The 24590-nt window shown below is 72.7% G+C and carries 23 protein-coding genes and 1 pseudogene; 11 read left to right on the forward strand and 13 right to left on the reverse strand.

Annotated features, from left to right (window positions below; all coding sequences use genetic code 11):
• Positions 1-4: 4 nt before the first annotated feature.
• A complete protein-coding gene (locus OG252_RS37485; RefSeq protein ID WP_329341778.1) occupies positions 5-730 on the forward strand; it encodes an aspartate/glutamate racemase family protein in 726 nt (241 codons plus the stop codon).
• An 84-nt stretch (positions 731-814) separates the two neighbouring features.
• Here OG252_RS37485 and OG252_RS37490 read toward each other — a convergent pair whose 3' ends face one another.
• Together OG252_RS37490 and OG252_RS37495 are read right to left on the reverse strand one after the other, a co-directional pair.
• Positions 815-1282, reverse strand: coding sequence for a GNAT family N-acetyltransferase (locus tag OG252_RS37490; RefSeq protein WP_329341780.1), 468 nt, complete (start codon positions 1280-1282; stop codon positions 815-817).
• A complete protein-coding gene (locus tag OG252_RS37495; protein WP_329345284.1) occupies positions 1279-1707 on the reverse strand; it encodes a RidA family protein in 429 nt (142 codons plus the stop codon). The genes OG252_RS37490 and OG252_RS37495 overlap by 4 nt, the downstream gene beginning before the upstream one ends.
• A gap of 534 nt (positions 1708-2241) precedes the next feature.
• Here OG252_RS37495 and OG252_RS37500 point away from each other — a divergent pair.
• Both OG252_RS37500 and OG252_RS37505 read left to right on the forward strand, forming a co-directional pair.
• A complete protein-coding gene (locus tag OG252_RS37500; RefSeq protein ID WP_329341782.1) occupies positions 2242-3081 on the forward strand; it encodes a nucleotidyltransferase domain-containing protein in 840 nt (279 codons plus the stop codon).
• Between the two features lie 157 nt (positions 3082-3238).
• Positions 3239-5134 (forward strand): FUSC family protein, encoded by a 1896-nt coding sequence (locus OG252_RS37505; RefSeq protein WP_266441306.1) that lies wholly within the window; start codon positions 3239-3241, stop codon positions 5132-5134.
• Here OG252_RS37505 and OG252_RS37510 read toward each other — a convergent pair.
• Positions 5102-5656: a winged helix-turn-helix transcriptional regulator gene (locus OG252_RS37510; protein WP_329341784.1), complete on the reverse strand. Its 555-nt coding sequence runs from the start codon at positions 5654-5656 to the stop codon at positions 5102-5104. The two genes, OG252_RS37505 and OG252_RS37510, sit on opposite strands and share 33 nt — an antisense overlap.
• A 97-nt stretch (positions 5657-5753) precedes the next feature.
• On the opposite strand from OG252_RS37510, the gene OG252_RS37515 reads away from it, so the two are divergent.
• The gene (locus OG252_RS37515) at positions 5754-6185 is read left to right on the forward strand and encodes a nuclear transport factor 2 family protein (RefSeq protein ID WP_266441311.1); all 432 of its coding nucleotides are present in this window, start codon (positions 5754-5756) and stop codon (positions 6183-6185) included.
• Positions 6186-6195: 10 nt separating this feature from the next.
• On the opposite strand, the gene OG252_RS37520 is transcribed toward OG252_RS37515, so the two are convergent.
• Positions 6196-7146, reverse strand: a complete 951-nt coding sequence (locus OG252_RS37520) for an endonuclease/exonuclease/phosphatase family protein (RefSeq protein WP_329341785.1) — start codon at positions 7144-7146, stop codon at positions 6196-6198.
• A gap of 139 nt (positions 7147-7285) precedes the next feature.
• Between OG252_RS37520 and OG252_RS37525 the strand changes: the two genes are divergently transcribed.
• The 3 genes from OG252_RS37525 (at position 7286) to OG252_RS37535 (ending at position 9826) form a co-directional block, all read left to right on the forward strand.
• Positions 7286-8638, forward strand: a complete 1353-nt coding sequence (locus OG252_RS37525; RefSeq protein ID WP_329341787.1) for an amidohydrolase — start codon at positions 7286-7288, stop codon at positions 8636-8638.
• Between the two features lie 154 nt (positions 8639-8792).
• Complete coding sequence (locus tag OG252_RS37530; RefSeq protein WP_329341789.1) at positions 8793-9482, forward strand: DUF899 domain-containing protein; 690 nt, start codon at positions 8793-8795, stop codon at positions 9480-9482.
• Positions 9483-9640: 158 nt separating this feature from the next.
• Complete coding sequence (locus OG252_RS37535; RefSeq protein WP_266441321.1) at positions 9641-9826, forward strand: hypothetical protein; 186 nt, start codon at positions 9641-9643, stop codon at positions 9824-9826.
• A gap of 2 nt (positions 9827-9828) precedes the next feature.
• Here OG252_RS37535 and OG252_RS37540 read toward each other — a convergent pair whose 3' ends face one another.
• From OG252_RS37540 to OG252_RS37550, 3 genes and pseudogenes are all read right to left on the reverse strand, one after another.
• Positions 9829-11691 carry an ABC transporter ATP-binding protein gene (locus OG252_RS37540; protein ID WP_329345286.1) on the reverse strand — a complete coding sequence of 621 codons (1863 nt, stop codon included), beginning with the start codon at positions 11689-11691 and terminating at the stop codon, positions 9829-9831.
• A gap of 208 nt (positions 11692-11899) precedes the next feature.
• Positions 11900-12334 (reverse strand): hypothetical protein, encoded by a 435-nt coding sequence (locus OG252_RS37545; RefSeq protein WP_329341791.1) that lies wholly within the window; start codon positions 12332-12334, stop codon positions 11900-11902.
• Between the two features lie 203 nt (positions 12335-12537).
• Positions 12538-13164: pseudogene (locus tag OG252_RS37550) on the reverse strand (ATP-binding protein); the annotation flags it as partial.
• 189 nt (positions 13165-13353) lie between these two features.
• Here OG252_RS37550 and OG252_RS37555 point away from each other — a divergent pair.
• The 3 genes from OG252_RS37555 (at position 13354) to OG252_RS37565 (ending at position 15342) form a co-directional block, all read left to right on the forward strand.
• Positions 13354-14214, forward strand: a complete 861-nt coding sequence (locus OG252_RS37555; protein ID WP_266441327.1) for a helix-turn-helix domain-containing protein — start codon at positions 13354-13356, stop codon at positions 14212-14214.
• Entirely contained in the window at positions 14215-14469 is a 255-nt protein-coding gene (locus OG252_RS37560; RefSeq protein ID WP_266441329.1) for a DUF397 domain-containing protein, read from the forward strand.
• An 84-nt stretch (positions 14470-14553) separates the two neighbouring features.
• Complete coding sequence (locus OG252_RS37565) at positions 14554-15342, forward strand: SAM-dependent methyltransferase (protein ID WP_329341793.1); 789 nt, start codon at positions 14554-14556, stop codon at positions 15340-15342.
• Positions 15343-15392: 50 nt separating this feature from the next.
• Here OG252_RS37565 and OG252_RS37570 read toward each other — a convergent pair whose 3' ends face one another.
• From OG252_RS37570 to pdxR, 4 genes are all read right to left on the reverse strand, one after another.
• On the reverse strand, positions 15393-16097 hold the full coding sequence (locus OG252_RS37570; RefSeq protein WP_329341795.1) for a fused DSP-PTPase phosphatase/NAD kinase-like protein: 705 nt from the start codon (positions 16095-16097) through the stop codon (positions 15393-15395).
• 277 nt (positions 16098-16374) lie between these two features.
• A complete protein-coding gene (locus tag OG252_RS37575) occupies positions 16375-17298 on the reverse strand; it encodes a hypothetical protein (RefSeq protein WP_329341797.1) in 924 nt (307 codons plus the stop codon).
• A complete protein-coding gene (locus OG252_RS37580; protein ID WP_329341799.1) occupies positions 17295-19799 on the reverse strand; it encodes a PEP/pyruvate-binding domain-containing protein in 2505 nt (834 codons plus the stop codon). The genes OG252_RS37575 and OG252_RS37580 overlap by 4 nt, the downstream gene beginning before the upstream one ends.
• 337 nt (positions 19800-20136) lie before the next feature.
• Positions 20137-21612 carry a MocR-like pyridoxine biosynthesis transcription factor PdxR gene (gene pdxR / locus OG252_RS37585; RefSeq protein WP_266441342.1) on the reverse strand — a complete coding sequence of 492 codons (1476 nt, stop codon included), beginning with the start codon at positions 21610-21612 and terminating at the stop codon, positions 20137-20139.
• 47 nt (positions 21613-21659) lie between these two features.
• Here pdxR and OG252_RS37590 point away from each other — a divergent pair, with 47 nt between their 5' ends.
• Positions 21660-22208, forward strand: a complete 549-nt coding sequence (locus OG252_RS37590; RefSeq protein WP_406492122.1) for a carboxymuconolactone decarboxylase family protein — start codon at positions 21660-21662, stop codon at positions 22206-22208.
• Positions 22209-22220: 12 nt separating this feature from the next.
• On the opposite strand, the gene OG252_RS37595 is transcribed toward OG252_RS37590, so the two are convergent.
• Positions 22221-23708 carry a glutamate synthase subunit beta gene (locus tag OG252_RS37595; RefSeq protein ID WP_329341802.1) on the reverse strand — a complete coding sequence of 496 codons (1488 nt, stop codon included), beginning with the start codon at positions 23706-23708 and terminating at the stop codon, positions 22221-22223.
• A 154-nt stretch (positions 23709-23862) separates the two neighbouring features.
• Entirely contained in the window at positions 23863-24342 is a 480-nt protein-coding gene (locus OG252_RS37600; protein WP_266441346.1) for an anthrone oxygenase family protein, read from the reverse strand.
• Positions 24343-24590: the final 248 nt, after the last annotated feature.

A 24590-nucleotide genomic window follows, 5' to 3' on the forward strand; every position in this document is an offset into this window, starting at 1 on the left:
GAACGTGCGAATCGTCGTCACCAACTGCAACACCACGCAGGAGATGACCGAGGAGATCGTACGAGGTGCCCGGGCCGCGGCAGGCCCGGGCACCACCGTGACCGGACTGACCCCGGCCTGGGGACCCGAGTCCGCGGAGGGCTGGCTCGACAGCTACCTCTCGGCCGCGGCGGTCATCGATCTGCTGCGCACGTACGACGGTCCGCCGTACGACGCCGTGGTCATGGCGGGCTTCGGGGAGCACGGGCGTGAGGGCGTGCGCGAGCTCGTGGACGTGCCGGTCGTCGACATCACCGAGGCCGCGGCCCATCTGGCCTGTCTGCTGGGACGCCGGTACGGGGTCGTCACCACCCTGGAGCGGTCGTGCGGCCAGATCGAGGACAGCCTGGAGCTGGCGGGCGTGGGCCGCAACTGCGCCGCCGTCGTCGGGACGGGGCTCAGCGTTCTCGATCTCGGGGACGGGGACCGCGAGCGCACGGAAGAGGCGTTTCTCGCGGCCGCCGAGCAGGCGGGCCGGGCCGGGGCGGAGGTCCTGGTACTGGGCTGTGCCGGGATGACGGGCCTGGAGCGGGTGGTGGGGGAGAAGCTCGGCCTTCCGGTGGTCGACGGGGTCGCGGCGGCGGTGAAGCTGGCGGAGTCGCTGGTGGCCCTGGGACTGACGACGAGCCGGGCGGGGAGCTATGCGAAGCCGGTGCCGAAGAGGCGGGTGTGGGGGAGAGGGACTGCCTGACATCGGCGCCGCCGCGATGCCGGGCCCCAGGGCCGGTCCACCGCGGCCGCAGTGCCGCGCCCAAGGCGCCGCCCACCGTGGGGTTCACGGCCGCCACTCGTACCGCACATCCGGCTCGCGCTCCTCGTTCCCGCTGCCGTCCGTGTACTCGACGGCGACGAAGCCGTGCCGCTCGTAGAACCGGTGGGCGGGCTTGTTGACCTGGAAGGTCCACAGGCTCAGCCCTTGAGGGCTGCGCTCCTTGGCGAGGGCGACGAAGCGGTCGCCGATGCCGCGTCCGCGCCAGTCGGGGTCGAGGTAGAGCTGGGACAGCAGGCTGCCGTTGAGCACCATCACCCCCACCGTGCCACCCCCGTCCGCGGCCTCGGCCATCCACGTCTCGCGCAGCGGCACCACGACTTCCCGGAAGTAGGCGCGCACGTCGTCGCCGGAGCGGGGGCTGACGACCGTCGGCAGAGCGGCGGCGAAGGAACGCAGCCAGACGTCGGCCACCGCGGCCGCGTCCGGGGCGGTGGCGCGACGCAGGGTGACGAGGGCTTCGGGACGGCTCACGGGCGTACGGCCCCCTGCTCGCGGCCTTCCGGGACGACGGCCGTCGCCGTGATCTCCACCAACTGCCCCGTGTACCCGAGGCAGGCCACTCCGAGGAGGGTCGACGCATGCGGACCGACGCTCAGCCCGGACGCCTCGACGACCTCCCAGACGGCGGAGAGCACCGCGGGTTCGCCGCTCACGACGTACACATCGGTCACGAGGACGTGCTCCAAGTCGCTCCCGACAGCCCGCAGTTGCTCACGGAGGTTCGCGATCACCTGCTCGGCCTGCCGCACCGGGTCTCCCGCACCGACCAACTCCCCGTCGGCATCGAGAGGTACCGACCCGGCGAGAAAGGCGAGCCTCGTGCCGGCCTCGACAACGGAGGCGTGGGAGTAGGTGGGCGGTGGGAAGAGTGCGGGGGAGGTGACGCGCTGGATCATGACTCTCCTGGGTCGGTCGCCGGCAACCTGCCGATCATCCGGGCCCACGGCCGCGCCCGCATCCGAATTTCCCGGCGTCAGGCCGCTACGACTCTCCGCCCACGGCCGCACCTCATTGCTCCGCTCGGCCGCCTCGACCCGCTCCAGCCGGTACAGCCGAACCTGCGGCGCGCCCCGGACCCGGGGATCGAGACTGAGCCGGTCCGGCGCCCCGAGCAGCCGGCGCACCGAGTCCCCGGTCCACCCCCGCAGACGCAGCCCGGCCAACGAGACGTACCGCCGCCCGTCCTCCTCGTGCATCCCGCAACCCACCAACACGGCCTCCCCCTGTGGCACGCGCAGCCCTTCGACCGCGACACCTTGTAACGCTCTGTGACGACAACTCCCATTGAAGCGGACCCCACTGACAATCGCCCTGAGCGGAGGACCGGCGGCGGAGGGAGGCGAAGGGGAGGCGGGGGGCCTCGATTCCGGAGACCGGGGCGACCGGCCAATTGCGTGGAGGGACGGCACCCGGCTACGTACGCTGCGACCATGCCCCCGCTGCCCGACCCCTCCCTCCCCGACCCCTCCCTCCCCGACCCCGCCTTCCTCGACACCACCGCCGACCGCCTCGCCGCCCTCCCCACCGTCCGGGCGGTCGCCCTCGGCGGCTCCCGCGCCCAGGGCAGCCACAAGCCCGACAGCGACTGGGACCTGGCCGTCTACTACCGCGGGCCCTTCGACCCCGACGACCTGCGCGCCCTCGGCTGGCAGGGCGAGGTCTCCGAGGTCGGCGGCTGGGGTGGCGGGGTGTTCAACGGGGGTGCGTGGCTGACGATCGACGGGCGGCGCGTGGACGTGCACTACCGCGATCTCGACGTGGTGGAGCACGAGGTGGCGGAGGCGGAGCAGGGGCGGTTCCGGGTGGAGCCCCTGCTGTTCCATCTGGCGGGGATTCCGAGCTACTTGGTCGTCGCCGAACTGGCGATCAACCGCGTGCTGCGCGGCGAACTCCCGCGGCCGGCCGGCTATCCGGAGAAGCTGCGCACCGCCGCGGCCGAGCGCTGGCACGGGACCGCCCTCGCCACCCTCGCGTACGCCGGGGCCAACCATGCCCCGGCAGGCCGGCTCGCGGAGGTCGCCGGCGCCATCGCCACGGCCGCCATGCAGGCCGGGCACGGGGTGCTCGCGGGGCGGGGGGAGTGGGTGACGAACGAGAAGCGGTTGCTGGAGCGGGCCGGGCTGCGGGGCGTCGACGAGATCCTCGGGCGCTTGCGTCCGGAGCCGGACGTGTTGGCCGCGGCCGTTGCCGACGCCGAGAGGCTCTTCACCTCGTCGAGAAAGGGCGGCAGCGAGGCCGGTATACCCGGCCCACCCCCGTTGCGTTCATAAAGAACACGCCTCTCCGGCCGATCGTCACATCCCCGAAATACGGCCGTCCCGTTCTCTCCAAGAACGCGATCTACCGTGGACACCACATCCCACAGCCACTGCCCGGCCACCGTCGCCCGAAGGCACACCCCCGCCTCGCACAGACGACAGGAGCCCCGTGTCACGCCCCGCCGCCCTGACCCTTCCGCCCTGGCTCGCCCACGCCCTGCGCGCCCAGCGCGGGCCCGTGCCCTGGAACGCGGTCCTGCGGGGGGCGCTGTCGGCCGGGCCGTTGCTCCTTGTGGCCGTCCTGGTCGACCGTACGCACCTCGGTGTCGTCGCCGCCATCGCCGCCATGCTCGCCGGGATCAACGACCGGCCCGGCAGCCGGCGGGCCTCCGTCAGGCGGCTAGGGGTGCCCGCGCTCGCGGGGGCGGGCGGGCTGCTCGTCGGGACGTATGCCGGGGAGCACGTCGGGGCGGTGACGCTGACCCTGCTGCTCACGCTGGTCGGGCTGGTCGCCGGGAGTGTCAGTGCCGTCGGGCCGGTCGCCTCCGGGGCCGGCACGCAGTTGCTGGTGGCCTCCGCGATCGGGGCCGGGATGCCGTTGCCCGAGCCGGGCTGGCAGCGCGCTCTGGCCTTCGTGGTGGGGGCCGGGTGGCTGCTCGGGCTGCGGCTGGTCCTGCCGACGCCCGGCGCCTTCGCCGGTGACTTCCGCTTCGACGGGGAGCGCGCCGCCGTCGCCGCCGTCTACGACGCCGTGGCGGAGCTGCTCGACGCCGCGGGCAGCCCGGAGTCCACCTCCCGGCGCGCCGCGCTGACCGCCGCGCTCGATCACGCGCAGGACGCCCTCGCCGGGCCACGGCTGCGGCGCTACGCCAGCTCTTCGGCCGAGCGGCGGCTGCACGCCCAGTACGCCGCCGCGTTGCCGCTGGCCGAGGCCGCCACCGCGCTCGCGTGGACCGGGGAGGCCCTCTCCGGGCGGGCGTCCGAGGGGCCGCGGCGCCTCGCCGAGGCCGTGCGCGCCGGCACCCACACCGGGCCGCTGCCCGCGCCCTCCCGTTCGGCGGCCGGGCTGCGCGCGCTCGACGACGCCCTCCTGCACGCCGCCGAGGCCTTCGACCGGGGCAAGGGGAGCGACCTGCACACGCGTCGGCGTGGGGTCCGGGATGTGCTGCGCACCGCATTCGGGGCCGGCGGACGGGAGTACGGCCTGCGGGTCGCCCTCTGCTTCGGGGCCAGTGTCGGCGTGGCGCAGGCACTGCACCACGCCCGCTGGTACGGGGATCACCCGCACTGGTACTGGCTGCCCGCAACTGCCGTCTTCCTCGTCAAGCCCGACCTCGGGCCGCTCGCCTCGCGCGTGCTGAACCGGGCGGCCGGCACCGTTCTGGGCGCTCTCCTCTTCGCCGGGTTCGCCGCGGTGCTGCCCCGGCCGGAGGGGCTCATCGCGCTGGTGGCCCTCAGCGGTGCCCTGATACCCGTCGCCACCCGGCACTTCGCCGCGCAGACCGCCGTCGTCACCCTGCTCGTCCTGTCGCTCGTGATGGTGGGCGGCGAGCCGCAGGCGTCCGCCGGGCGGATCGGCGAGACGCTGCTGGCCTGCGCGATCGTGCTGATCGTGGGGCATCTGCCGATGCCGGGGCAGCGCGGCGGGGGAGTCCGTACCCGGCTCGTCGCGGCGAGCGATGCCGCGCACGCCTACCTCGCGCACGTGCTGCGGGAATCCGACGCGCACGTCCTGAGGGTCGGTGTCGGCGGCGACTCGGACGCCCGAGCCGTCCGCTGGACCCTGCGCCGCGAGGCCTACCGCACCCTCGCCGAGGCCCGTACGGCCATCGCCCTCGCCGCGGCCGAACTGCCCGCGCTCGCCCGGCACTCGGAAGGCACGGACGAGGTCGTCGCCCTCCTCGAACGGCTCGTCGACACGACCACCGCGTGCGCCGTCCACCTCGACGACTCCGGGCGGCTCACGCGTCGGCACACCGAGCGGCTCAACGAACTGCTCGACGAGCTCGCCAAGGAACGCGAGCGCGTGGGGCTACGGCTGCCCGAGCTGCCCCTCGCCGTGTAGCCTGCCGAGCTGCCCGGCGCCGTGTAGCCCGGCGCCGTCCAGCACCGTGTGCACCAACGCCGTCCCCGGCTCCGTCCGCCCGCCCGGTCCCGGTGTGTGCCTGACCTCCCCCGGGCGCAGTTCGTCCCCGCAGTGCGAGCACGTCACCCGCGCCTGGGCCGCGTGCCCGCACGTCTCGTGGACCAGCACCAACGGCGGTCCCGCCACCGCCCGGTGCCGGTCGCCCCACGTCAGCAGCGTCAGTACGGTGCCGTACAACTCCCGGCCCGCATCCGTCAGTTCGTACGTGTACCGCACCGGACGCTCCTGGTACGCCACCCGCTCCACGACCCCTTCGGCGACCAGGTGGTCAAGACGGTCCGCCAGCACGTTGGTCGCGATGCCCAGGTCGGCGCGCAGGTCCTCGTAGCGGTTCAGGCCGAGGAAGAGATCGCGCAGGATGACGACGGTCCACTGGTCCGCGACGACGGCCGCGGCCCGGGCGACCGAGCAGTGCATCCGTGCGAAACGTTCACCTTTCATGGCGCCACGGTATCCCTTGCAAACCGCAAGTGACCCGCCTAGCCTCTTTGGGGAGAGTCACTTGCACATAACAAGTCGCTTCCGAGTGGGTGCCTTCATGTACCACGCCATCGTCCGCCGCAAGGTCCGCAACCTCTGGCGCACTGTCGGCAGCGGGGAGGGCGGCTGGCGCAAGGCCGTCGCCCTGGCCGCTCCCGACGTGCATTTCCGCTTCGTCGGCGACACCCCGATGGGCGCCGATCTGCGGGGCCGGGAGGGCTTCGCCGACTGGTTCGAACGGTTCGAGCGGACGTTTCCCGGACTACGGCTGACCCTTCAGGACGTCGTCGTCCAGGGCCCGCCCTGGAACACGAGCGTGGTGACCCGACTGACCGTCCGGGGCACCCTCGCGGACGGCGGCGCGTACGAGAACGAGGCCGTGCAGTGGGTACGGCTGCGCTGGGGCCGCATGGTCGAGGACACGGTCCTGGAGGACACCCTGCGGCTCGACCAGGCATGCCGGCGCCAGGAAGCGGCTCGCGCCGCGTAGCACCCCGGACCTATCCCACCCGCACCCACACCGGCGCGTGATCCGACCCCGGCTCCTCGCGCCGCTGGGCCGGGTCAGGCCCCATCGACGGCAGTCGCGGCGCGCCGGTGCCCGGCAGGCCCGTCCCCGCCTCCGTCACCCGGTGGACCAGACGGTGGCTGACCAGGACGTGGTCGATGAGCTCGCGGCGCCCGGAGTTGATGCGGGAGAAGCGCTGCTCGGCGGGGATGAGAGGGACCACGTTCCACAGGCGGGTCGCATCTCCCCGGTCGGCCGCCTCGAAGCCGGGGGTGCCGATCTCGGAGCCGGGCGGGCCGAGCAGGATCTGGGTGGTGGCCGCCTGCACCTCGTCGTTGAGGTCCCCGACGACGGCCACGTCCCGCTCGCGACCCTCGCCGGACAGCAACTCGTCGGCCAGCGCGCGCAGCGTCGCCGCCTCGGCCGCCCGCCGGTACAGGGCGTATGCGCCGTACCGCGCCCGCTCGCCCTCGTCACGCGGCTGGAACCGGCCGCCGGGATACGACAGCAGCTTCGACTTGAGATGGGCGACCGCCACCCGCAGTGGCCCGTCGCCGGTCGCCGCCTCCACCGCCAGGAAGCCCCGCCCCGCCTCCGTCACCGACACGCCCTCGTCGTCCGCCTGCACCTGCCGCAGCTTGGCCGGGAACGCGCTCGTGTCGGACAGCACCTCGAAGGGCGTACGACCGATGAAGCCGACCCGGATGCCCCGGCTGTCCGGGCGCCGGGAGAGCGCGAGATGCCACTCGCCGTCCAGCATCCCCGCCAGATCCCGCAGCGCCTCGGGTTCGCCGACCTCCTGCAGGCCCAGCAGCGCCGGGTCCAGCTCCGTGATCACGGAGGCGAGCGCGGCGAGCTTCGTCTCGTACGCGGCCTTGTCCTTGGGACCGAACGGCCCGCCGGGACGGTAGAGGTTCTCCAGGTTCCAGGTGCCGAGGAGCATGCGGGGCCCCTTCCAGAAGCCGTCGGGCGGCGGGCGGTGCTGAGGTCAGGGTGCCCGCCCGGCGGGCCCCGGGACAGAGCGGCGACGGGATGCGCGGTTCGGCTCACGCGGGGCGACTACGGCGTCGTACGTTGGCGTAATGAGTGACTCTCCCGCCGATCTCCTCATCACCGGCTGCACCGTCCTCGTGCACGACGAGCAGGAGCGGATCGGGTTCGAGGAGGACGCCGCGATCGTCGTACGGGACGGGGTCGTCGAGTCCGTGACGAGCGCCGCCGCGGCCGCGGACCGGCCCGCCGCCGAACGCCTCGACGCCCGCGGCCAGGTCGCCCTGCCCGGGCTGGTCAACTGCCACACCCACGCCCCGATGGTCGCGTTGCGCGGTCTCGCCGAGGACCTGCCCACCGAGGAGTGGTTCAACGACGTCGTCTGGCCGGTGGAGTCCAACCTCACCGAGCGGGACGTGGAGCTGGGAGCGCGGCTCGCCTGCGCCGAGATGATCCGCGGCGGCGTCACCTGCTTCGCGGACCACTACTTCAGCATGGACGCGGTCGCATCGGTCGTCACCGAGTGCGGGATGCGGGCGCATCTCGGCGAGGCGTACTTCTCCTCCCAGGGCCCGCAAGGGCGGGAGAAGTCCCTGGAGTTCGCGCTCCGGCACCGTGGCGCCGCCGCCGGCCGCATCACCACCGCCCTCGCCCCGCACGCCCCCTACACCGTGGACGACGCCGACCTCGCCGCCACCGCCGACCTCGCCCGCGAGCACGGCCTCCCCGTGCACATCCACGCCTCCGAGAACCGCGACCAGACCGACACCAGCCTCGCCCGGCACGGCGTCACCCCGATTGAGGTCCTCAAGCGCACCGGCATCCTCGACACGGACGTCCTGCTCGCACACGGCAGCGGCATCATCGAACGCGACCTGCCCGTCCTCGAAGCCGCCAGGGGCCGTACGGCCGTCGCCACCGCACCCCGCGGATACCTCAAGTTCGCCTGGCCCACCACCACACCGGTGCGCGCCCTGCACGACATCGGCATCCCCGTCGGACTCGCCACCGACGGCGCCGCCTCCAACAACTCCCTCGACGTGTGGGAGTCGATGGCCCTCACCGCCCTGATCCAGAAGTCCACGACCGGGGACCCGCGCTGGCTGACGTCCCGCCAGGCCCTGCACCACGCCACGCTGCAGAGCGCCCGGGCGGTCGGCCTCGGCGAGACCGTCGGGAGCATCGCGCCCGGGCGGCGGGCCGACATCGTCCTCGTCGACCTCACCGGCCCGCACACCCAGCCCGTCCACGACCTCGCCGCGACCCTCGTGCACAGCGCCCGTTCCTCCGACGTCCGTACGACGATCGTCGACGGCCGGATCCTCATGCGGGACCGCGAGCTGCTGACGATCGACGTCCCCTCCGTGGTCGCGGAGCTGGGGGAGCGGCTGCCCGCACTGGTCGACCGGAGTCACGGCAAGCGGATCCAGGACTACGACACCTGAGCAGGCCAGGAAGACCGGAAGGCCCGAAGCCCCGAAGCCCCGAAGCCCCGAAGCCCCGAAGCCCCGAAGCCCCGAAGAAAAATCTCCGGGCGGCGATGAGTTCCGCGCTTCCGGGCGGTCATCCCTCGGAACGGATCGCTGCCCAGGAGGAGCCATGTCGCTTCCGGAGATCGTCTCGCGTGCCGAGTGGCGCGCGGCGCGTACGGAGTTACTGCTGAAGGAGAAGGCCCTCACGCGCGCGCGGGACGCGCTGAACGCCGAGCGGCGCGGGCTGCCGATGGTCGAGGTCGACACGGAGTACGTCTTCGAGGGCGGCGACGGCAAGGCAACGCTGCTCGACCTCTTCGAGGGACGCCACCAACTCGTGGTCCACCACTTCATGTTCGCGCCCGAGTGGGACGCCGGCTGCCGCGGCTGCTCGGCCTTCCTGGACCAGATCGGGCACCTCGCGCACCTGAAGGCACGCGGTACGACCTTCGTCGCCGTGTCCAGAGCGCCGTACCCGAAGATCCTGCCCTTCAAGGCGCGGATGGGATGGACGGTGCCCTGGTACTCGTCGTACGCGAGCGACTTCAACCACGACTTCGAGGTGACCCTGGAACAGGAGGGGCAGTTCGTCGAGCGGCCGGGCGTCAGCTGCTTCCTGCGGGACCGGGAGAGCGTCTTCCACACCTACTCGACGTACGAAGGCGGCCTCGACGGGCTCGGTTCGACCGCCACCCTGCTGGATCTCACCGCGCTGGGACGGCAGGAGGAGTGGGAGGAACCCGAGGGACGCGCGTCGGCTCTCGGGGCACCGGCGGGCAGTGAGCGCGTCCGGTATCACGATGAGTACGAGGACTGACACGTTCCGTAGCGAAAGTGACCGTTGGGTAACCAATTCCTCACGCTGCGCGCTGAATACGTGTCAGCTACGTCTCAGTCCCGCAACTGAGCGAGGCGATCGGCCTCCGGAGAGCGTTAACTCCTAACAAGTACGACGCTTTCTGGAGGTGCAGGGTGGTGAACGGGCGAACAGTGCTCGAACGCTTTCCCGCAGGTGGGCCGCGAGGCTCGTGGCCGGCGGAGGAGTTCGCGCAAGCGCGGCGACTTGAAGGGATGCCCGCCGAGGTCGTCATGGATCTCGCGACGGACATGTTCCTGGTGATCGTGCGTAGCGGGGAGGTGGCGGTCGACGCCGCCGCGTGAGGTCAGCCCGCCTTCGGGGCGGGCACCTTCGCCGTGAACTGCTCCGCCTGGAGCGAGTACAGCTCCGCGTAGACCCCACCGGTCGCCAGCAGCTCGTCGGGCGTACCGGACTCCACGAGCCGGCCCTGGTCCAGGACGTGCACCAGGTCCGCGTGGCGTACGGACGCCAGCCGGTGGGTGATGAGGATGACCGTCTGGCCGGTGCCGGCCAGGGCCCGGATCTTCTCGAAGACCTCCAGCTCGGCCCGGGCGTCCAGGGCCGCCGTCGGCTCGTCCACGATCAGGATGCGGCCGCGCCGGTACGCGGCCCGGGCGATCCCCAGCCGCTGCCACTGACCGCCCGACAGCTCGTGCCCGCCGCTGAAGTTGCGGGCCAGCAGCGTGTCCAGGCCGCGCGGCAGGTCCGCCAGCACGTCCTCGGCGCCGGCCTCCCCGACCGCGCCGGACACGCGCTCGTCGGTGAGCGGCGCCGAGGAGCGGCCGACCGCCACGTTGACGCGGGCCGTGAACGGCCACCGCTTGAAGTCCTGGGCCACCATCGCGACGCGCTCCGCGAGCAGCTGCCGGTCCGCGCCCGCCGCGTCCACGTCGTCCCACAGGATCCGGCCCCGGTCGGGGGCGTACAGCCCGGCCAGCAGCTTGACCAGAGTGGTCTTGCCGGAGCCGTTCTCGCCGACCAGCGCGACGATCCTGCCGATCGGGACACTGAGCGACACGTCGTCGAGGGCAGGACGGGCCGCGTCACCCGGATAGGTGAAGCTGACGTTCTCGAACCGGATCTCGCGCGGATCGTCCGGCAGCACGGCCCCACCCACCGGAATCGCCCGCTCGGCCGCCTCCACGTAGAGCCGCTGCAGGTCGCCGACGAAGAGCGCCTCCTCGTGCAGGGCGTTCATCTCCACGACGAGGGTGCCCAGGCTCTGCGAGCCGGTGCGGATGGCTATCACGGCCGTGCCCGCCACCGACAGTGCCATCGCGCCGGCCAGCAGCAGCCCGCCCAGCGTCGCGTACGTCGCCGCCGTCGCCAGACCGGTCCAGGCCGCCGCGATCAGGCCCGTGCGGGCCGCGAGCCGGGCCAGGCGGGCCTGCTCCGCCTCCGCCGTCTCGGACATCTCGCGGAAATGGCGGAGCAGGAAGGGGCCCACTCCGTGCACGCGGATCTCGGGAGCCGCCTCGGGTTCGATCAGCAGGGCGCCCAGCAGCCGTCCCGCGCGCGCGTGCTGCACCCAGGTGTGGAAGGACTCGTAGCGGCGGCGCGCGTTCGTCAGCGCGCTCCAGGCGCTCGGGATGGTCATCGTCACCAGCAGCGGCAGCAGTGCCGGGTGCAGCACGGTCAGTACGCCCGCCGCCGCGATCAGCGAGATCATCGCGTTCACCACGCGCGTGGCGTACGAGATCATCCGCCGGGCGGAGGTGGCACCGTACTGCGCGGTGTCCAGCAGCTTGTGGAAGGCGTGGTCCTCGATCGCGGACAGCTCCACGGTCGCCGCCCGCTCCAGATACCGCTCGGTCGCCACCCGCTCCACCTTGGGCTCCAGGCGCCCGGTGGCGTAGATCGACGCGGCCCGCAGGAGCGCCCCGACCAGCATCACGGCGGCCATCACGACCAGCGCGGGCGCGGCGCCGCGCAGTCGGTCCTCCATGGCGCCGCCGCCGATCAGCCGGCCCAGCACGCTGTTCACCGCGAGCAGGCTCACCGCCTGGGCCAGGCCCCGGCCCACCTCGGCGGCCACCACGGTCCGGGCGGCGCGCCGGTCGGCCTGCCAGGCGAGCCGGAAGCTGGCCGTCAGCAGGGACGGGAGGCGGGTGATCATGGCCCGGAAGTTCAGCTCCAGGAACGCGTCCGCGTGCGAGTTCCAGCCCATGTCGTAGCGCAACGGGCCACCGAAGAGCAGCTGCTCCGACTCGGAGACCTCGGGTTTGTCGGGCTTGGCCCCGTCGCCCTCGTCGCGCCTCGTTCCCACCGTCGACCTCCCGCGCTCGTGGACGGAGGGCCACTATCGCGGGGCGGACATCTGTGGGGGCAGGGCGCAGGCCGAAGAGACGGGTGCGCGCGGGCGCACGACCGGTGGCCTACGCGCTGACGGGCCGGGACCAGGTGGGAGTGGTGCCGGTGAGCCGGCACAGGGCGAGGAAGAGCGGTATCGGCGGGGTGTACGGCAGCGAGCCGTCCGGCCTGTGGATCAGGTCGGGGACGGTCGGCGCGGCGGGGATCGTCGCTCCGGTGGCGTACCGCGCCGGGGCGGGCCACTCCAGGGCGTAGTCCGAGTCGGACGGAACGATCCACCACCAGTGCGTCTCGTCGGCGTAGACGCACCCCACCTGCGGCAACCGGGATCTCAGCAGCGGGCCGAAGCGGGCGGGCACCGCCACCGCGTCACAGCCCAGCGGGGCCGCCATGCCCTCGGGCAGGGGCAGCCGCAGCGGGTCTCCCGGCGTGCGGAACCCGCGTCGGAGGCGGACCAGCGAGTCCAGGGTCAGCACCTGGCCGCCGGAGCCGGGCCTCACATCCGCCCCCGATCCCGGCTCTGCTCGATCGGAGGGAAGGCCGGGGACTCCGTCCCGTGGTGACGTGCTTCGGTGTCGGGCAGCGCGCGGTGATGTGCCGTTTCTTCGGACGCCGGGGGTGTGGCTTCCTCTGACGTCGGGCGTGCGGCTTCTTCAGGCGTCGGGCGTGCCGCGTCTTCGGACGCCGGATGTGCCGCCCGGTGGTGCGCCGCCGGCTCGTCCTCCTCGCCCGAACCGCCGGACGGCTCCGGCTTCGGGCGGGCTCCCCAGCCCAGGTCGTTGCGCGGGACGGCGGAGTCGTCGCGCGGGGTGTCGCCCTTGTGCGGGAGCTCCGCCCAGACCAGCAGGCCGGGGCCGTGCTCGTGGGCGCCCCAGCTGTGACACAGGGCGTCGACGAGGAGCAGTCCCCTCCCGTGCTCCTCCTCGGGCCGCTGCGGGGACGGGTGTGGCTCACCGGGCGCGCAGCCCTCGTCACGCACGGCTATGCGCACCAGGTCGTCCCCTTCGTGCAGCTCGCAGACGACGCGGCGGCTCGCGGTGTGCATGATGGCGTTGGTGACCAGCTCGGAGACCACCAGGGCCGCCGAGTCACAGGTGTCCTCGCCGACCGCCCAGTGGGTCAGCCGGGCCCGCGCCAGCCGTCTGGCCTGCGCGGGAGAAGCCGGATGTGCGGCCAGCTCGAATCGGAACCGGCGCGCGGCGCCGGCCCTGTCAGGGCCCGCTTCGGCGGCGGCGCCGAGACCGGTGGGGCGGTCCGCAGCGGCGTCTGTTCCTAAGGGCGGGGACGGAATCACGCTTGCCACTATCGCCCCGCCGTGAACACTTGGCAAGTGTCACTCTGAAAAATGCAGAGTGCTGTATGACGCCGTGAAGTGCCGTGGCACACTGCTCGCAACAGCACGTCGAGCGGCGCCAGTTGAGATCAGCGAAGATCCGTACAGATCTTCGAATAGGTCTTCGAATGGCGCCGTAAGGCTGTCAGCATGCTGTGTGGCCGGCCCGATGTGTGGAGGTGGAGGGTGAGCGAACCGCGGTCCGCGCCGACGGTCGGCCAGGTCGTCCTCGGTCGGCGCCTGCTGGACCTGCGGGAACGCGCCGGCCTCAAGCGCGAGGAGGCCGCCCGCATCCTCCGTGTCGCCCCGGCCACCGTCCGCCGTATGGAGATGGCCGAGGTCGGACTCAAGATCCCGTACCTCCAACTCCTCCTGAAGGCCTACGGAGTCACCGACCTGGAGGCCGAGGGCTTCGTCCAACTGGCCGAGGAGGCCAACCAGCCCGGGTGGTGGCAGCGCTTCCACGACGTCCTGCCCGGCTGGTTCTCGATGCACGTCAGCCTGGAGGGCGCGGCCGCCCTCATTCGCCAGTATGAGCCGCACTTCGTTCCGGGCCTGCTGCAGACCGAGGACTACGCCCGTGGCGTCCTGCGGTCCGGGGCCATCGGCCAGACCAGCCCCGACGACATCGAGCGCCATGTCGACCTGCGCATGCAACGCCAGGAACTGCTCACCCGTCAGGATGCCCCCCGGCTGTGGGTCGTGATGGACGAGACCGTGCTGCGCCGCCCCGTCGGCGGCCCGGAGGTGATGCGTGCCCAGATCGACAAACTGCTCGACGCCACGAAGCTGCCCAACGTCGCGTTGCAGGTCGCCCCGTTCGCCAACGGGCCGCACCCCGGCACGTACGGGCCCTTCGTGCTGTTCCGATTCGCCGTGCCGGAACTCCCGGACATGGTTTACAGCGAGTACCTGACCGGCGCCGTCTATCTGGACGCGCGCGCAGAGGTGGCGACCCATCTCGAGGTCATGGACCGCATGGCGGCGCAGGCCGCTACGGCACATCGCACGAAGGAGATCCTCCGGGATCTCCGCAAGGAGTTGTGAATGGATCGCATCAAGCCGCGCATACGGGTCTACAACGGCATGCCCGCGCGGGAGTTGGGCAGCGAGGGCTGGCACAAGCCGTGGAGCGGCGGCAACGGCGGGAACTGCCTGGAGGCGATGAAGCTCGCCGACGGCCGGATCGCCGTCCGCCAGTCCACCGACCCGGACGGTCCGGCGCTGATCTACACCCCGGACGAGATGACCGCGTTCATCGAAGGTGCGAAAGCGGGGGAGGCCGACTTCCTGTTGTCGTGACGTGATTGGCTGACGCTCACTCAACTTTCTTGTTAACGCACTGATTTGATGGAAATTGATGGACATTGAATGGGTACTGAATTAATGGTTGAGACCGACACCGGCAAGCCCCACCCGGCCCGGATGTACGACTGGTACCTCGGCGGCAAGGACAACTACCCCGTCGACGAGGCCATGGGCAGGCAGATGCTCACCCTCGACCCGCGGGTCCCGGTCATGGCCCGGGTCAACCGGGCGTTCATGCACCGGTCCACGCGCTGGCTCGCCGGGCACGGCGTACGCCAGTTCCTGGACATCGGCACCGGCATTCCCACCGAGCCGAACCTCCACCAGGTCGCCCAGCGGGTCGCGCCCGATGCGCGGGTCGTGTACTGCGACAACGACCCGATCGTCCTCGCCCACGCGGGCGCCCTGCTGCGCGGCACGGACGAGGGGGTGACCGAGTACCTCCAGGCCGACGTGCGGGATCCGGGCGCCATCATCGAAGGCGCCCGGAAGATCCTGGACTTCGGCCGGCCGGTGGCCCTCTCGCTCGTCGCGCTGCTGCACTTCGTCCCCGACGAGGACGGCGCGCACGAACTGGTCGGCCGGCTGCTGTCCGAACTGTCCTCGGGCAGCTACCTGGTGCTCAGCCACGCGACCGCCGACTTCACGCCCGAGGAGTCGGCGGCGGCCACCGAGAAGCTCAAGGCCGCCGGCGTCACCCTGGCGCTGCGCTCCCGCGAGGAGTTCAGCCGCTTCTTCGGCGGCCTGGAACTCGTCGAGCCGGGTGTCGAGGTGCCGCACCGGTGGCATCCCGAGCTGGGGGAGCCGGTCCCCGGGCAGGACGACGGGGTGATTCCCGGGTACGGGGCGGTGGGGCGGAAGCCCTGATCGCAGGGTCTTGCGGCAGCGTTGCAGGGCCTCGCCCTTGGAGCGCGCCCTTAGAGCGAGGACCAGATCCGCCGGGGCGCGTCCACGAGACGGCTCACGACCACCACCGGCAGCGGCGGCTGCTCGGCCTTGCTGGGGCTGAGGTTCAGCCCGTAGTAGATCTGCTCGATCGACGGCGGTCCGACCGCGAGATTGCGCCGGACCGCCGAAGACGACGACTGCTCTCCGGTCTGCACGAGATACGCCGCGGCCATCGCACCCGTACGGCCGACTCCCGCACCGCAGTGCACGAACACCGGCCCGGTCGACTTGGCGACGACGTCGAAGAAGCGCTGTACCTGCTCGGGCTTCGGCGTCTGCCCGTCGCGAATGGGCAGGTGTACGACGTTCAGTCCGGCGTTTCCGGGTCCGGCCAACTGGGACTTGCTCAGGTCCTCGGCGCGCAGGTCGACCACCGTGGTGATGCCCATCCCGGCGAGCGCCTGGTACCCGGCGGGAGAGGGCGCGGCGCCGCGCCACAGCCGTCCCTCGGCGTCGACCGGCTGGAAGTGGTGCACACCCTGCACAGTACGGGTCCCGGCGGGCGCCGGGGTCCCCTCGCGTGCCATGTACGACAGGCCCAGGATGCCCAGGGCGCCCGTGGCCCACAGGGCGAGGTAGCCGATGACCACGAAGAGGAGGATCCGCAGCGCACGCCGTGACAGCGGGCGCGGGCGGAGGGCAGGAGGAGGCAGGGTGGCGCTGAGGGCAGCCATGGGTGACCCGGGGTACTGGGGGACGGGGTGTACTTCGATGCTAGCCCGGGTGGGCTATGGCGGTCTTGTCCGTGTACGCGTCGCTATGTGATCGCGGATGGTGTGGGTGGGCGTCGATGCCTGTCATTTGGGGCGGTGTCGGTGTCTTTTGTGACGCTCGTCACTATCGGGGTGGGCGTCTGAGTGTGCCGTCGCTGTCGGGGCAGGTGTCTGTATCCCTGTAACGGCTCTGTCGATCTGTCGATCTGTCGCATTGTGGCTGCGTCGGCCGTCGGGTTCAGTCGTCGTCCTTGTCCGCGTCGCCGATGCCGACGACCGTGAGGTGGGCGCGTTCGAGGGTCGCGTCCTCGAGGCAGCCGCGCAGCCGCAGCCGGTCGTGGTCGGTGAGGGCGGGCCGGACGACTCCGGCGTACAGGCCGTCTCCCAGATCGCCGAGGGCCGCGTGGCTCAGCGGCACGGCCGTGGAGTCCCGGCAGCGCTCCCAGACCTGCTGCGCGGCGAGCGACCGCCGCCCGGCGGTCATGTCCGTACCCCGCATGTCGACCTGGACGACCACGGAGGTCGCCGCGCTGTCGTTCGCGTCCTCGTCCCGGGTCTGGGTGAGATCGGCGAGCCCCACCACGAGCGCGCCGACCAGGGCGGCACCGAGCACGCCGACGGCGGTCACGCCCGCGGTACGACCCCGGGAGGCGCCCGCGCCGGGCGGCGGCAGGTCGTCCAGGTCGTCGTGGGCGGCCGGGTCGGGTGCGGCGAGGATCGCCAGCCGTCCGGCGAGCCGCCGCTCGGCGGGCCTGCCCGTGGCCGACGCGATCCGCTGTACCAGCCAGGCGAGGCCCGACAGCAGTACACCGGTGACCATGAGGACCGGCACGAAGACGTACGTGCGTTCCGCGGGGTCCTCCAGCCAGCGGAACCGTCCGCCGCCGCTGAGCTCCGGCTCCGGTTCCCCGCGCAGGCGTGCCAGCACGTCCTCCTGCCGGGCGGCCAGCTCCCGCTGCCGCCGGTCGGAGTCGCGCACCCGCTCCTCGATCCGCGCGAGCCGCCCCACCAGCACGAGGCCGAGCAGCAGCACCTCGACGACCACCAGCAGCACCCCGCACAGCAGGGCCCGCTGCCACTGCCAGCGGTACAGGTAGACGACGAGATACGACCCCGCGCCGACAGCGGCGAGGCTTCCGAAGACGAAGGCGATCTTCCTCATGGCGCCTCCCCCAGCTCCACGTCGCCGGTCGTGCCGTCGACGGTGAGACGGGACCCGGGCGGGAACCGGCGTACGGCGTCCGTGGCGCCGACGACCGCGGGGAGCCCGAACTCCCTCGCCAGCACCGCGAGATGGGACAGCGGACTGCCGGTCTGGGCGACCAGCGCGGTGAGGCCGGGCAGCAACGGGGCGAGCGCCGGGTCCAGCGTGCGCACGACGAGCACCGCGCCCGACGGCGGGGTGCCCGTCCCGTCCCAGACCGTCCCTGCCGCGCGCCCGCCGGACACGCCCCGCACCCCGTCACCGCGCCCGCGGTCGCGCTCGGCGACGACCACGCCGCCCTCCGCGAGCCGGAAGGTGTCCGGCAGCGGAGGCGACTGGGGCTGCGGCACGCGCGCGTGCAGATCGCCCGGCAGCGGGCCTCCTTCGAGGACGACGATCAGCTCCCGCCAGCTCAGCAGCCCGACGCGCTCCATGCCCCGACCCATCCGCCGCGCGGTCTCGCGTACGAGCCGGACCTGGAGTTCCTGCACCCAGCGAATGCGGAGTCGGAGGGCTTCGCGGGGCCGGAGGGCTTCGCGCGGCTGGAGGGCGGCGGCGGTCGCTGAAGCGGATGCCGCGTTGGGGGACCGGGGGACAGACCGTTCGGTGAGGGGGAGGGCGAGGGTGAGGGCGGCGGTGGTGCGGGGAGAGGGGCGGTCGGGGGTGGTGGCCGTCGACCGTTCGTGGGTGAGGGTGGTGACTCGAATCGGGTCGGCGGCTACCTGAGCAGGCGGCGGCGCTGTTTCCCACCGGCCGGTTGCGGCATCCTCCTGGCTCGGTACGACCGGCCGCGGCAGCCGCTCGGGGCCCCGCAGGCTCGGTGCGGTGAGGGCCAGGACCACGGGGTCCGCGGCGACCACCCGGTCGTCGGGCACGCCCTGGGCGCGGGCCTCGGCCAGGGCGGTGAGGGCCGTGCCCGCCGCCGTACGGCTCCTGGGCGGCTCGCTCAGCAAGGCACCCGCGAGCGTCTCCTGCGCGTGCAGGGAGACCAGGACCCGGCGGGTCCAGCGGAGCTCCGCCGCCAGGTCGTGACCGGAGAGGGTGGCCGGCGACGGGATCTCCGTGAGCCGGCGGTCGACGTCCGCGATCAGGTCCGTCGCGAGGCCCGGCAGCGCCGCGGTGAGCCGGCCCATCCGCCACGCCGCACCGAGCCTGCGCGCACCCGGCGCCGGGTTGAGCAGCGCGAGCCAGCGGTGCCGGGGCGTGGCGGTGCCGAGGAGGCGCAGGTCGGCGGCGGCCCGCCCGTCGACCGTCGTGACCACCGGCACCGTCCGCAGCAGCCGGCGCGGCGCGGTGCCCCCGATGTCGAGCGCGGTGGCGAGCCCACGGGACATGGGCGCCACCCACAGGTCCTCCTCCAGCGGCAGCAGCTGTCCCGGCAGTGTCTCCGCGACCGGGCCGGGTCCGAGCAGCCGCGCCCGGCGCGCCGGCCGCGGCGCCATCGCCGTGATCGGCCGGCTCTGGAACAGCCACAGCCGCCCGTCCTCGTCGAACCCGAACTCGATGTCCTGCGGCCCACCGAAGACCCGCCGCGCACGCCGCGCGAGCCGCGCGAGCCGGAACAGTTCGGAGCGGGTGAGCGGCGAGTCCGTGAATTGGGGAGTGGGGTGGGTGGGCGGTGAATCGGTTCCTTGGGGAGCGGAGCGCGTGGGCGGCGAGTCCGTCTCCGGGGGAGCGGAGCGGGTGAGCGGCGCATCGGTTTCGGAGACGTCGGAACGGACGACCAGTGGCTCGGTGTCCGCGAGGCGGAAGCGGGAAGGCGGCCTCCCGTTGGTGTCCGCGGGGTGGGTCTGGGGCGGCGGCCCGTCGGTGTCCGGTCGTTCCGTCCGCAGGATCCGGCCGCGCCTGCTCAGCCAGTAGTTCGCCCCGCCCTGCTCGCCGCTGACCAGGCTGTCCGGGCCGCCGCGCACCGCGCTCACCAGCATGCGGTCGGCGCGCCCCTCGACGGGGTCGGCGCCGAACAGCACCCCGCCGACCCGGGCCGGGAGCATCGGCTGCACCAGCACCGCCATGGGCGCCGTGGATCCGTCGGACCGGCGCGCCGAGTCGAGCACGGTCTGTACGGCCGTACGGAAGTCCGGCCAGTCGCGCACGTCGAGTACGGAGGCGAACTGGCCCGCGAGCGACGACTCCTCCGTGTCCTCCTGCGGCGACGAGGAGCGCACGACGAGCGGGCGGGAGCCCCCCTCCGAGAGTTCGTGCCAGGCTCGCCGCAGGGCGACGGTGTCGCCACCCCCTCTGGGCGGAATGACGAAGCCGGGAAGCACCGGCAGTCCGGCGCGGGCCGCGCGGGCGAGGTTCGCGGCCTTGGACCCTGTGAGCCACGGGAGCGCGGCGCTGGGCCGGTCCAGCGGGACGGCGGCCGGGACGACGGCCCCGACCAGGCCGAACACGTTCCGGCCCCGGACCTCTTCCCCGTCTCGCGCGCCTTCTCCGTGACGTTCGTCGAGTGTCGTCATCGATCACCCTCCAGGACCGACCGCCAACAGGGGGGACGCGCTGGGGTGGCCCTGCGCCTGACGGCGGAACGAAGGATGGGGCGGGCCGCCGCCGACCGGGAATCCGGCACGAAGACAGCACACCTCCTGATTCGATGATCCCACCACAGTTCCGATCCATGTAGCCCGTAAGCCACTTGTCGGACACCTGAGGGGAAATTCAGTGCGGCGGTACGACGGCACCCCGACCGGCTCGTCCGCCGGCAGCAGCCCTCGGCTCCTCCGCAGGCAGGACACCGCGGGGGCCCGCTCATCCGGAGGCAGGAGCCCTCCGATCACTCACCCGGTACTCACTCGGTCACTCACCCGGCGGCAGCACCCCGCACAGCGCCTCCAGCGCCGCCCCGTACGCGTGCTCCGAGGGCGTCGCGTACCCCACGACCAGACCGTCGCGGGCCGCCATGTCGGTGTCCGGGTGCCGGAACTCGGCGAGGCCGTCCAGGGCGACGCCCTGCCAGGTGGCGGCCTTCACCGTGGACCGCTCGGTGCCGGGCGGCAGCCGCAGCACGGCGTGCAGTCCGGCCGCTACGCCGGTGACCTCGACGTGCGGCGCGTGTGCGGCGAGCGCCGCGGCGAGACGGTCCCGGCGACTCCGGTACCGCTGCCGCATCCGCCGTACATGACGGTCGTAGGACCCGCGCGAGATGAAGTCGGCGAGGCTCAGCTGGTCCAGGACGCTCGCCCAGGCCTCCCGCTCGCCCTTGGCCGCGAGCACGTCGTCGACGTACCGCTCCGGAAGGACCATCCAGCCCAGCCGCACCGCCGGGGACAGGCTCTTGCTGACCGAGCCGACGAAGATCACACGCTCGGGATCGAGCCCCTGGACCGCGCCGACCGGCTTGCGGTCGTAGCGGAACTCCCCGTCGTAGTCGTCCTCGACGATCACACCCCCACGCGCGCGTGCCCAGTCGACCACCGCGGCCCGGCGCGCGGGATCCAGCGGACCGCCGGTCGGGAACTGGTGCGCGGGCGTGAGCAGCACGGCCCGCTCGCGCCCCAACCGCTCGATCCGCGCGCCGTGTTCGTCCAGGGGGAGCGGCACGGTCCGCACACCGGCGGCGGCGAGCAGCTCCCGGTGGAATCCCAGCCCGTACGCCTCCACCGCCAGCGGACCGCGCAGCACCCCGCCTCCCCCGCCGTCCCCGCCGCCGTCCTGGCCGAACAGCAGCCGCAGCGCGTGCGCGAAGCCGGAGCAGATCACGATCCGACCCGGCTCGGTACGTACGCCACGCGCGCGTGCCAGGTATTCGGTCAGTGCCTCCCGCAGCTCGACGCGGCCGGCGGGATCGCCCGGCCCGAACACCTCGTTCGGCGCCTGCTGGAGCGCCCGTCGGTAGGAGGCGAGCCATGCCGCGCGCGGGAACGACGACGCGTCCGGGGTGCCCTGCCGCAGGTCGTGCCGTGGTCCACGCGCGCGTGGAGGTGCCTTACGAGGCACCCGCGCGGCGTGTCGCAGCGGCTCGGCCCTCCCCCACTGCCTCAAGGGCGTGGGAGGTACCCCCATCGCGACGCGCGTGCCCGAGCCCTGCCGGGCGGTGAGCCAGCCCTCCGCGACCAGCTCCGCGTACGCGTCGGCCACCGTGTTGCGGGCCACGCCGAGGTCGGCGGCGAGCGAGCGGTACGGCGGCAGGCGGGTGCCGGGAGCGAGCCGCCCACCCCGCACGGCCTCACGCAGCGACCGGATCAGCGCGGCCCGTCGACCGCCGGGTCCGGACAGTTCCAGATGCAGGTCGGCACCGATCCGCTCCGCGTAATTGACCCACGATTCATCCACGGAAATGCACCCTACAGAGGGTCTATCCGGCTCGTAGGTTGATGCACATGACGACGACGCACATGACGACGAACACGACCGACACCACGACCGACACCACGACGACCACTGGCCCCGCCGCCACGATCGCCGAGGCGGAGGCCCGACGGACCCGCCTGGACTTCGCGAAGTCCGCCCCGAAGGTCTTCCGCGCCATCGTCGGCTTCGACGCCGCCGCCCGTGACGGCCTCGACCCCGCCCTCGTCGAGCTGATCCAGATCCGCGCCTCGCACCTCAACCACTGCGCGTACTGCCTGCACATGCACACGAACGACGCGCGCAAGGCCGGCGAGAGCGAGGACCGGCTGCACCTGGTCGCCGTGTGGCGCGAGGCCCGCCACTTCTTCACCGAGAAGGAGCAGGCGGCCCTCGCCCTCACGGAAGCGGTGACCCTGGTGGCCGACGGCGGAGTTCCCGACGAGGTCTACGCCCGCGCCGCGGCCCACTTCGACGAGGCCGAACTGGCTCACGTCCTCGCCCTGATCCTCACGATCAACACGTGGAACCGGGTGGCACTGGCGACGGGCAAGGTGGCGGGGACGGACGAGCGCCGCTAGTCCGCCCGTGGCCTATACAACCATGGGGCGGTCGTACGGCCCGATCGGCGCGGGCAGTCGTGAACTCCCCGTCAGATGACGGTCGACGGCCGCCGCCACCGCCCGCCCCTCGGCGATGGCCCACACGATCAGTGACTGACCGCGCGCGGCGTCCCCGGCGGCGAACACGCCGGGGACGTTCGTCGCGAAGCGGGCGTCCCGCGTGAGCGTCCCACGGGGCTCCAGCTCCAGTCCCAGCTGGTCGATGAGCCCGTCCTCCTTGTCGGGGCCCGAGAAGCCGAGGGCGAGCAGCACGAGCTCGGCGGGCAGCGTCCGCCCGGTGTCCGGCACGGGCCGTCGCTGCGCGTCCACCTCGACGAGGTGCAGCGACCGTACGTGCCCGTCGGCGTCCCCGGTGAAGCGGAGCGTGGACGCGGCGAACAGCCGGGCGTCGGCGTTCGCCGCCGGGGCCGTCCGCAGCTCGCCGGCCTCCTCGTGCGCGGCCGACAGCCGGTAGATCTTCGGGTACGTCGGCCAGGGATCGACGTCCTCGTCCCGCTCGCCACCCGGCTGCGCGTAGATGTCCAACTGCGTCACGGACGCGGGGCCTTCCCGTACCGCCGTGCCCAGACAGTCGGCCCCGGTGTCACCGCCGCCGACGATGACGACGTGCTTCCCGGCGGCGGACAGCGGGGAGACCGCGAGGTCCCCCTCGCGCACCCGGTTGGCCAGCGGCAGGTACTCCATCGCCTGGTGGATGCCGGTCAACTCCCGCCCCGGTACGTCCAGTTCACGCCACGCCGTAGCTCCGGTGGCGACCACGACGGCGTCGTAGCGCGAACGCAGCTCGGCGGCACCGATGTCCCGTCCGACCGCGGTCGACGTCCGGAACTTCGTGCCCTCGGCCCGCATCTGCTCGATCCGCCGCTCCAGATGGTGTTTCTCCATCTTGAACTCGGGGATGCCGTACCGCATCAGCCCGCCGAGCCGGTCGTCCTTCTCGTACACGGCGACCGTGTGCCCCGCGCGGGTCAACTGCTGTGCTGCCGCAAGCCCGGTGGGCCCCGACCCGATCACCGCGACCGTCCGCCCGGACAGCCGATCCGGCGGCCGTGGCGGCGTGAACCCGAGTTCCCACGCCCGGTCGGCGATGGCGACCTCGACGTTCTTGATGGTCACCGCGGGCTGGTTGATGGCCAGCACACACCCCGACTCGCAGGGTGCCGGGCACAACCGGCCGGTGTACTCGGGGAAGTTGTTCGTGGCGTGCAACCGGTCGGCGGCCGCACGCCAGTCCTCCCGGGACACCAGGTCGTTCCACTCGGGGATCAGGTTGCCGAGTGGACAGGCCTCGTGGCAGAAGGGGATGCCGCAGTCCATGCAACGGTCGGCCTGCTTGCTGATGATCGGCAGCAGCGCCCCGGGGACGTACACCTCGTCCCAGTCCCGGACCCGCTCCTCGACCGGCCTGCGCGGCCAGTCCTGGCGCGGCGTGGTCATGAATCCCTTGGGATCGGCCATGGGCGTCTTCCTTGCTTACGCGTGCGACGCTTGCGCGTCTGACGTGGCCGTGCGTCATCGGGCGGCACTCTTGCGGACTCCTTCCGGCCACGATACGTCCCGCCGGTCACTCGCGCAGAGCGTCGGACAGCGCTTTCTCAGCGGCCCGATTCCGTCAGGTGAGGGCCAGGAGGTACGTCACCGCCGCGGCGGCCGAGGCGACCGTGCGGACGTGGTTCCACAGCGTCCACTCGCGCACGTACGTCGGCCAATAGGCGGCCGCCTCCCGGGTGCCCGGATCCAGCCTCGCCAACGCGTCGTTGCGCGGCACGTTAGCCATCATGGTGAGCCCGAACACGCCGAACAGGTACAGCCCGCTGCCGACCAGCAGCTCCACCGTCCCCTCGTCCGGCCACAGCACGAACGTCACCACCGCGATCACCGCGCTCAGCACCGCCTGCCCGGCGAACACGAGCATGAACGGCGGCCGCACCGCGCTCACATTGATCGCGTTCATCGCGGCCACACCCTGCGCGGGCGGCAACGCGGCGAGCCCCTGCATCACGAAGGTCGAGAAGCCGCAGAAGACCCCGGCCACCAGCCCGGTCCCCAGCACACCCAGCACCGTCAGCACAAAATACGGTCCCTCGATCATCCCGACACCCACTCCCGCATCCGGCCGAGCTCCCACCCGGCACCACCGTCACCCCAAGTGAATCTCCGCCCAGCCCCTCGAACCATGCCCGAACCGCGCGGGGGCATACGTGAGCGTCCAGGTCGGGCGGGGTGAGGGGCGGGGCACGGGGACGGGGGAGGGGACGCGTGACGTCGAGGCGAGTGCGGGTGGTGCGTGCGAACGCCGGGTGCGAACGTCGGGTGCGAACGCCAGGTGGGAACGCCGCG

This window comes from Streptomyces sp. NBC_01352, assembly GCF_036237295.1.
GTDB classification, from domain to species: Bacteria; Actinomycetota; Actinomycetes; order Streptomycetales; family Streptomycetaceae; genus Streptomyces; species Streptomyces plumbiresistens.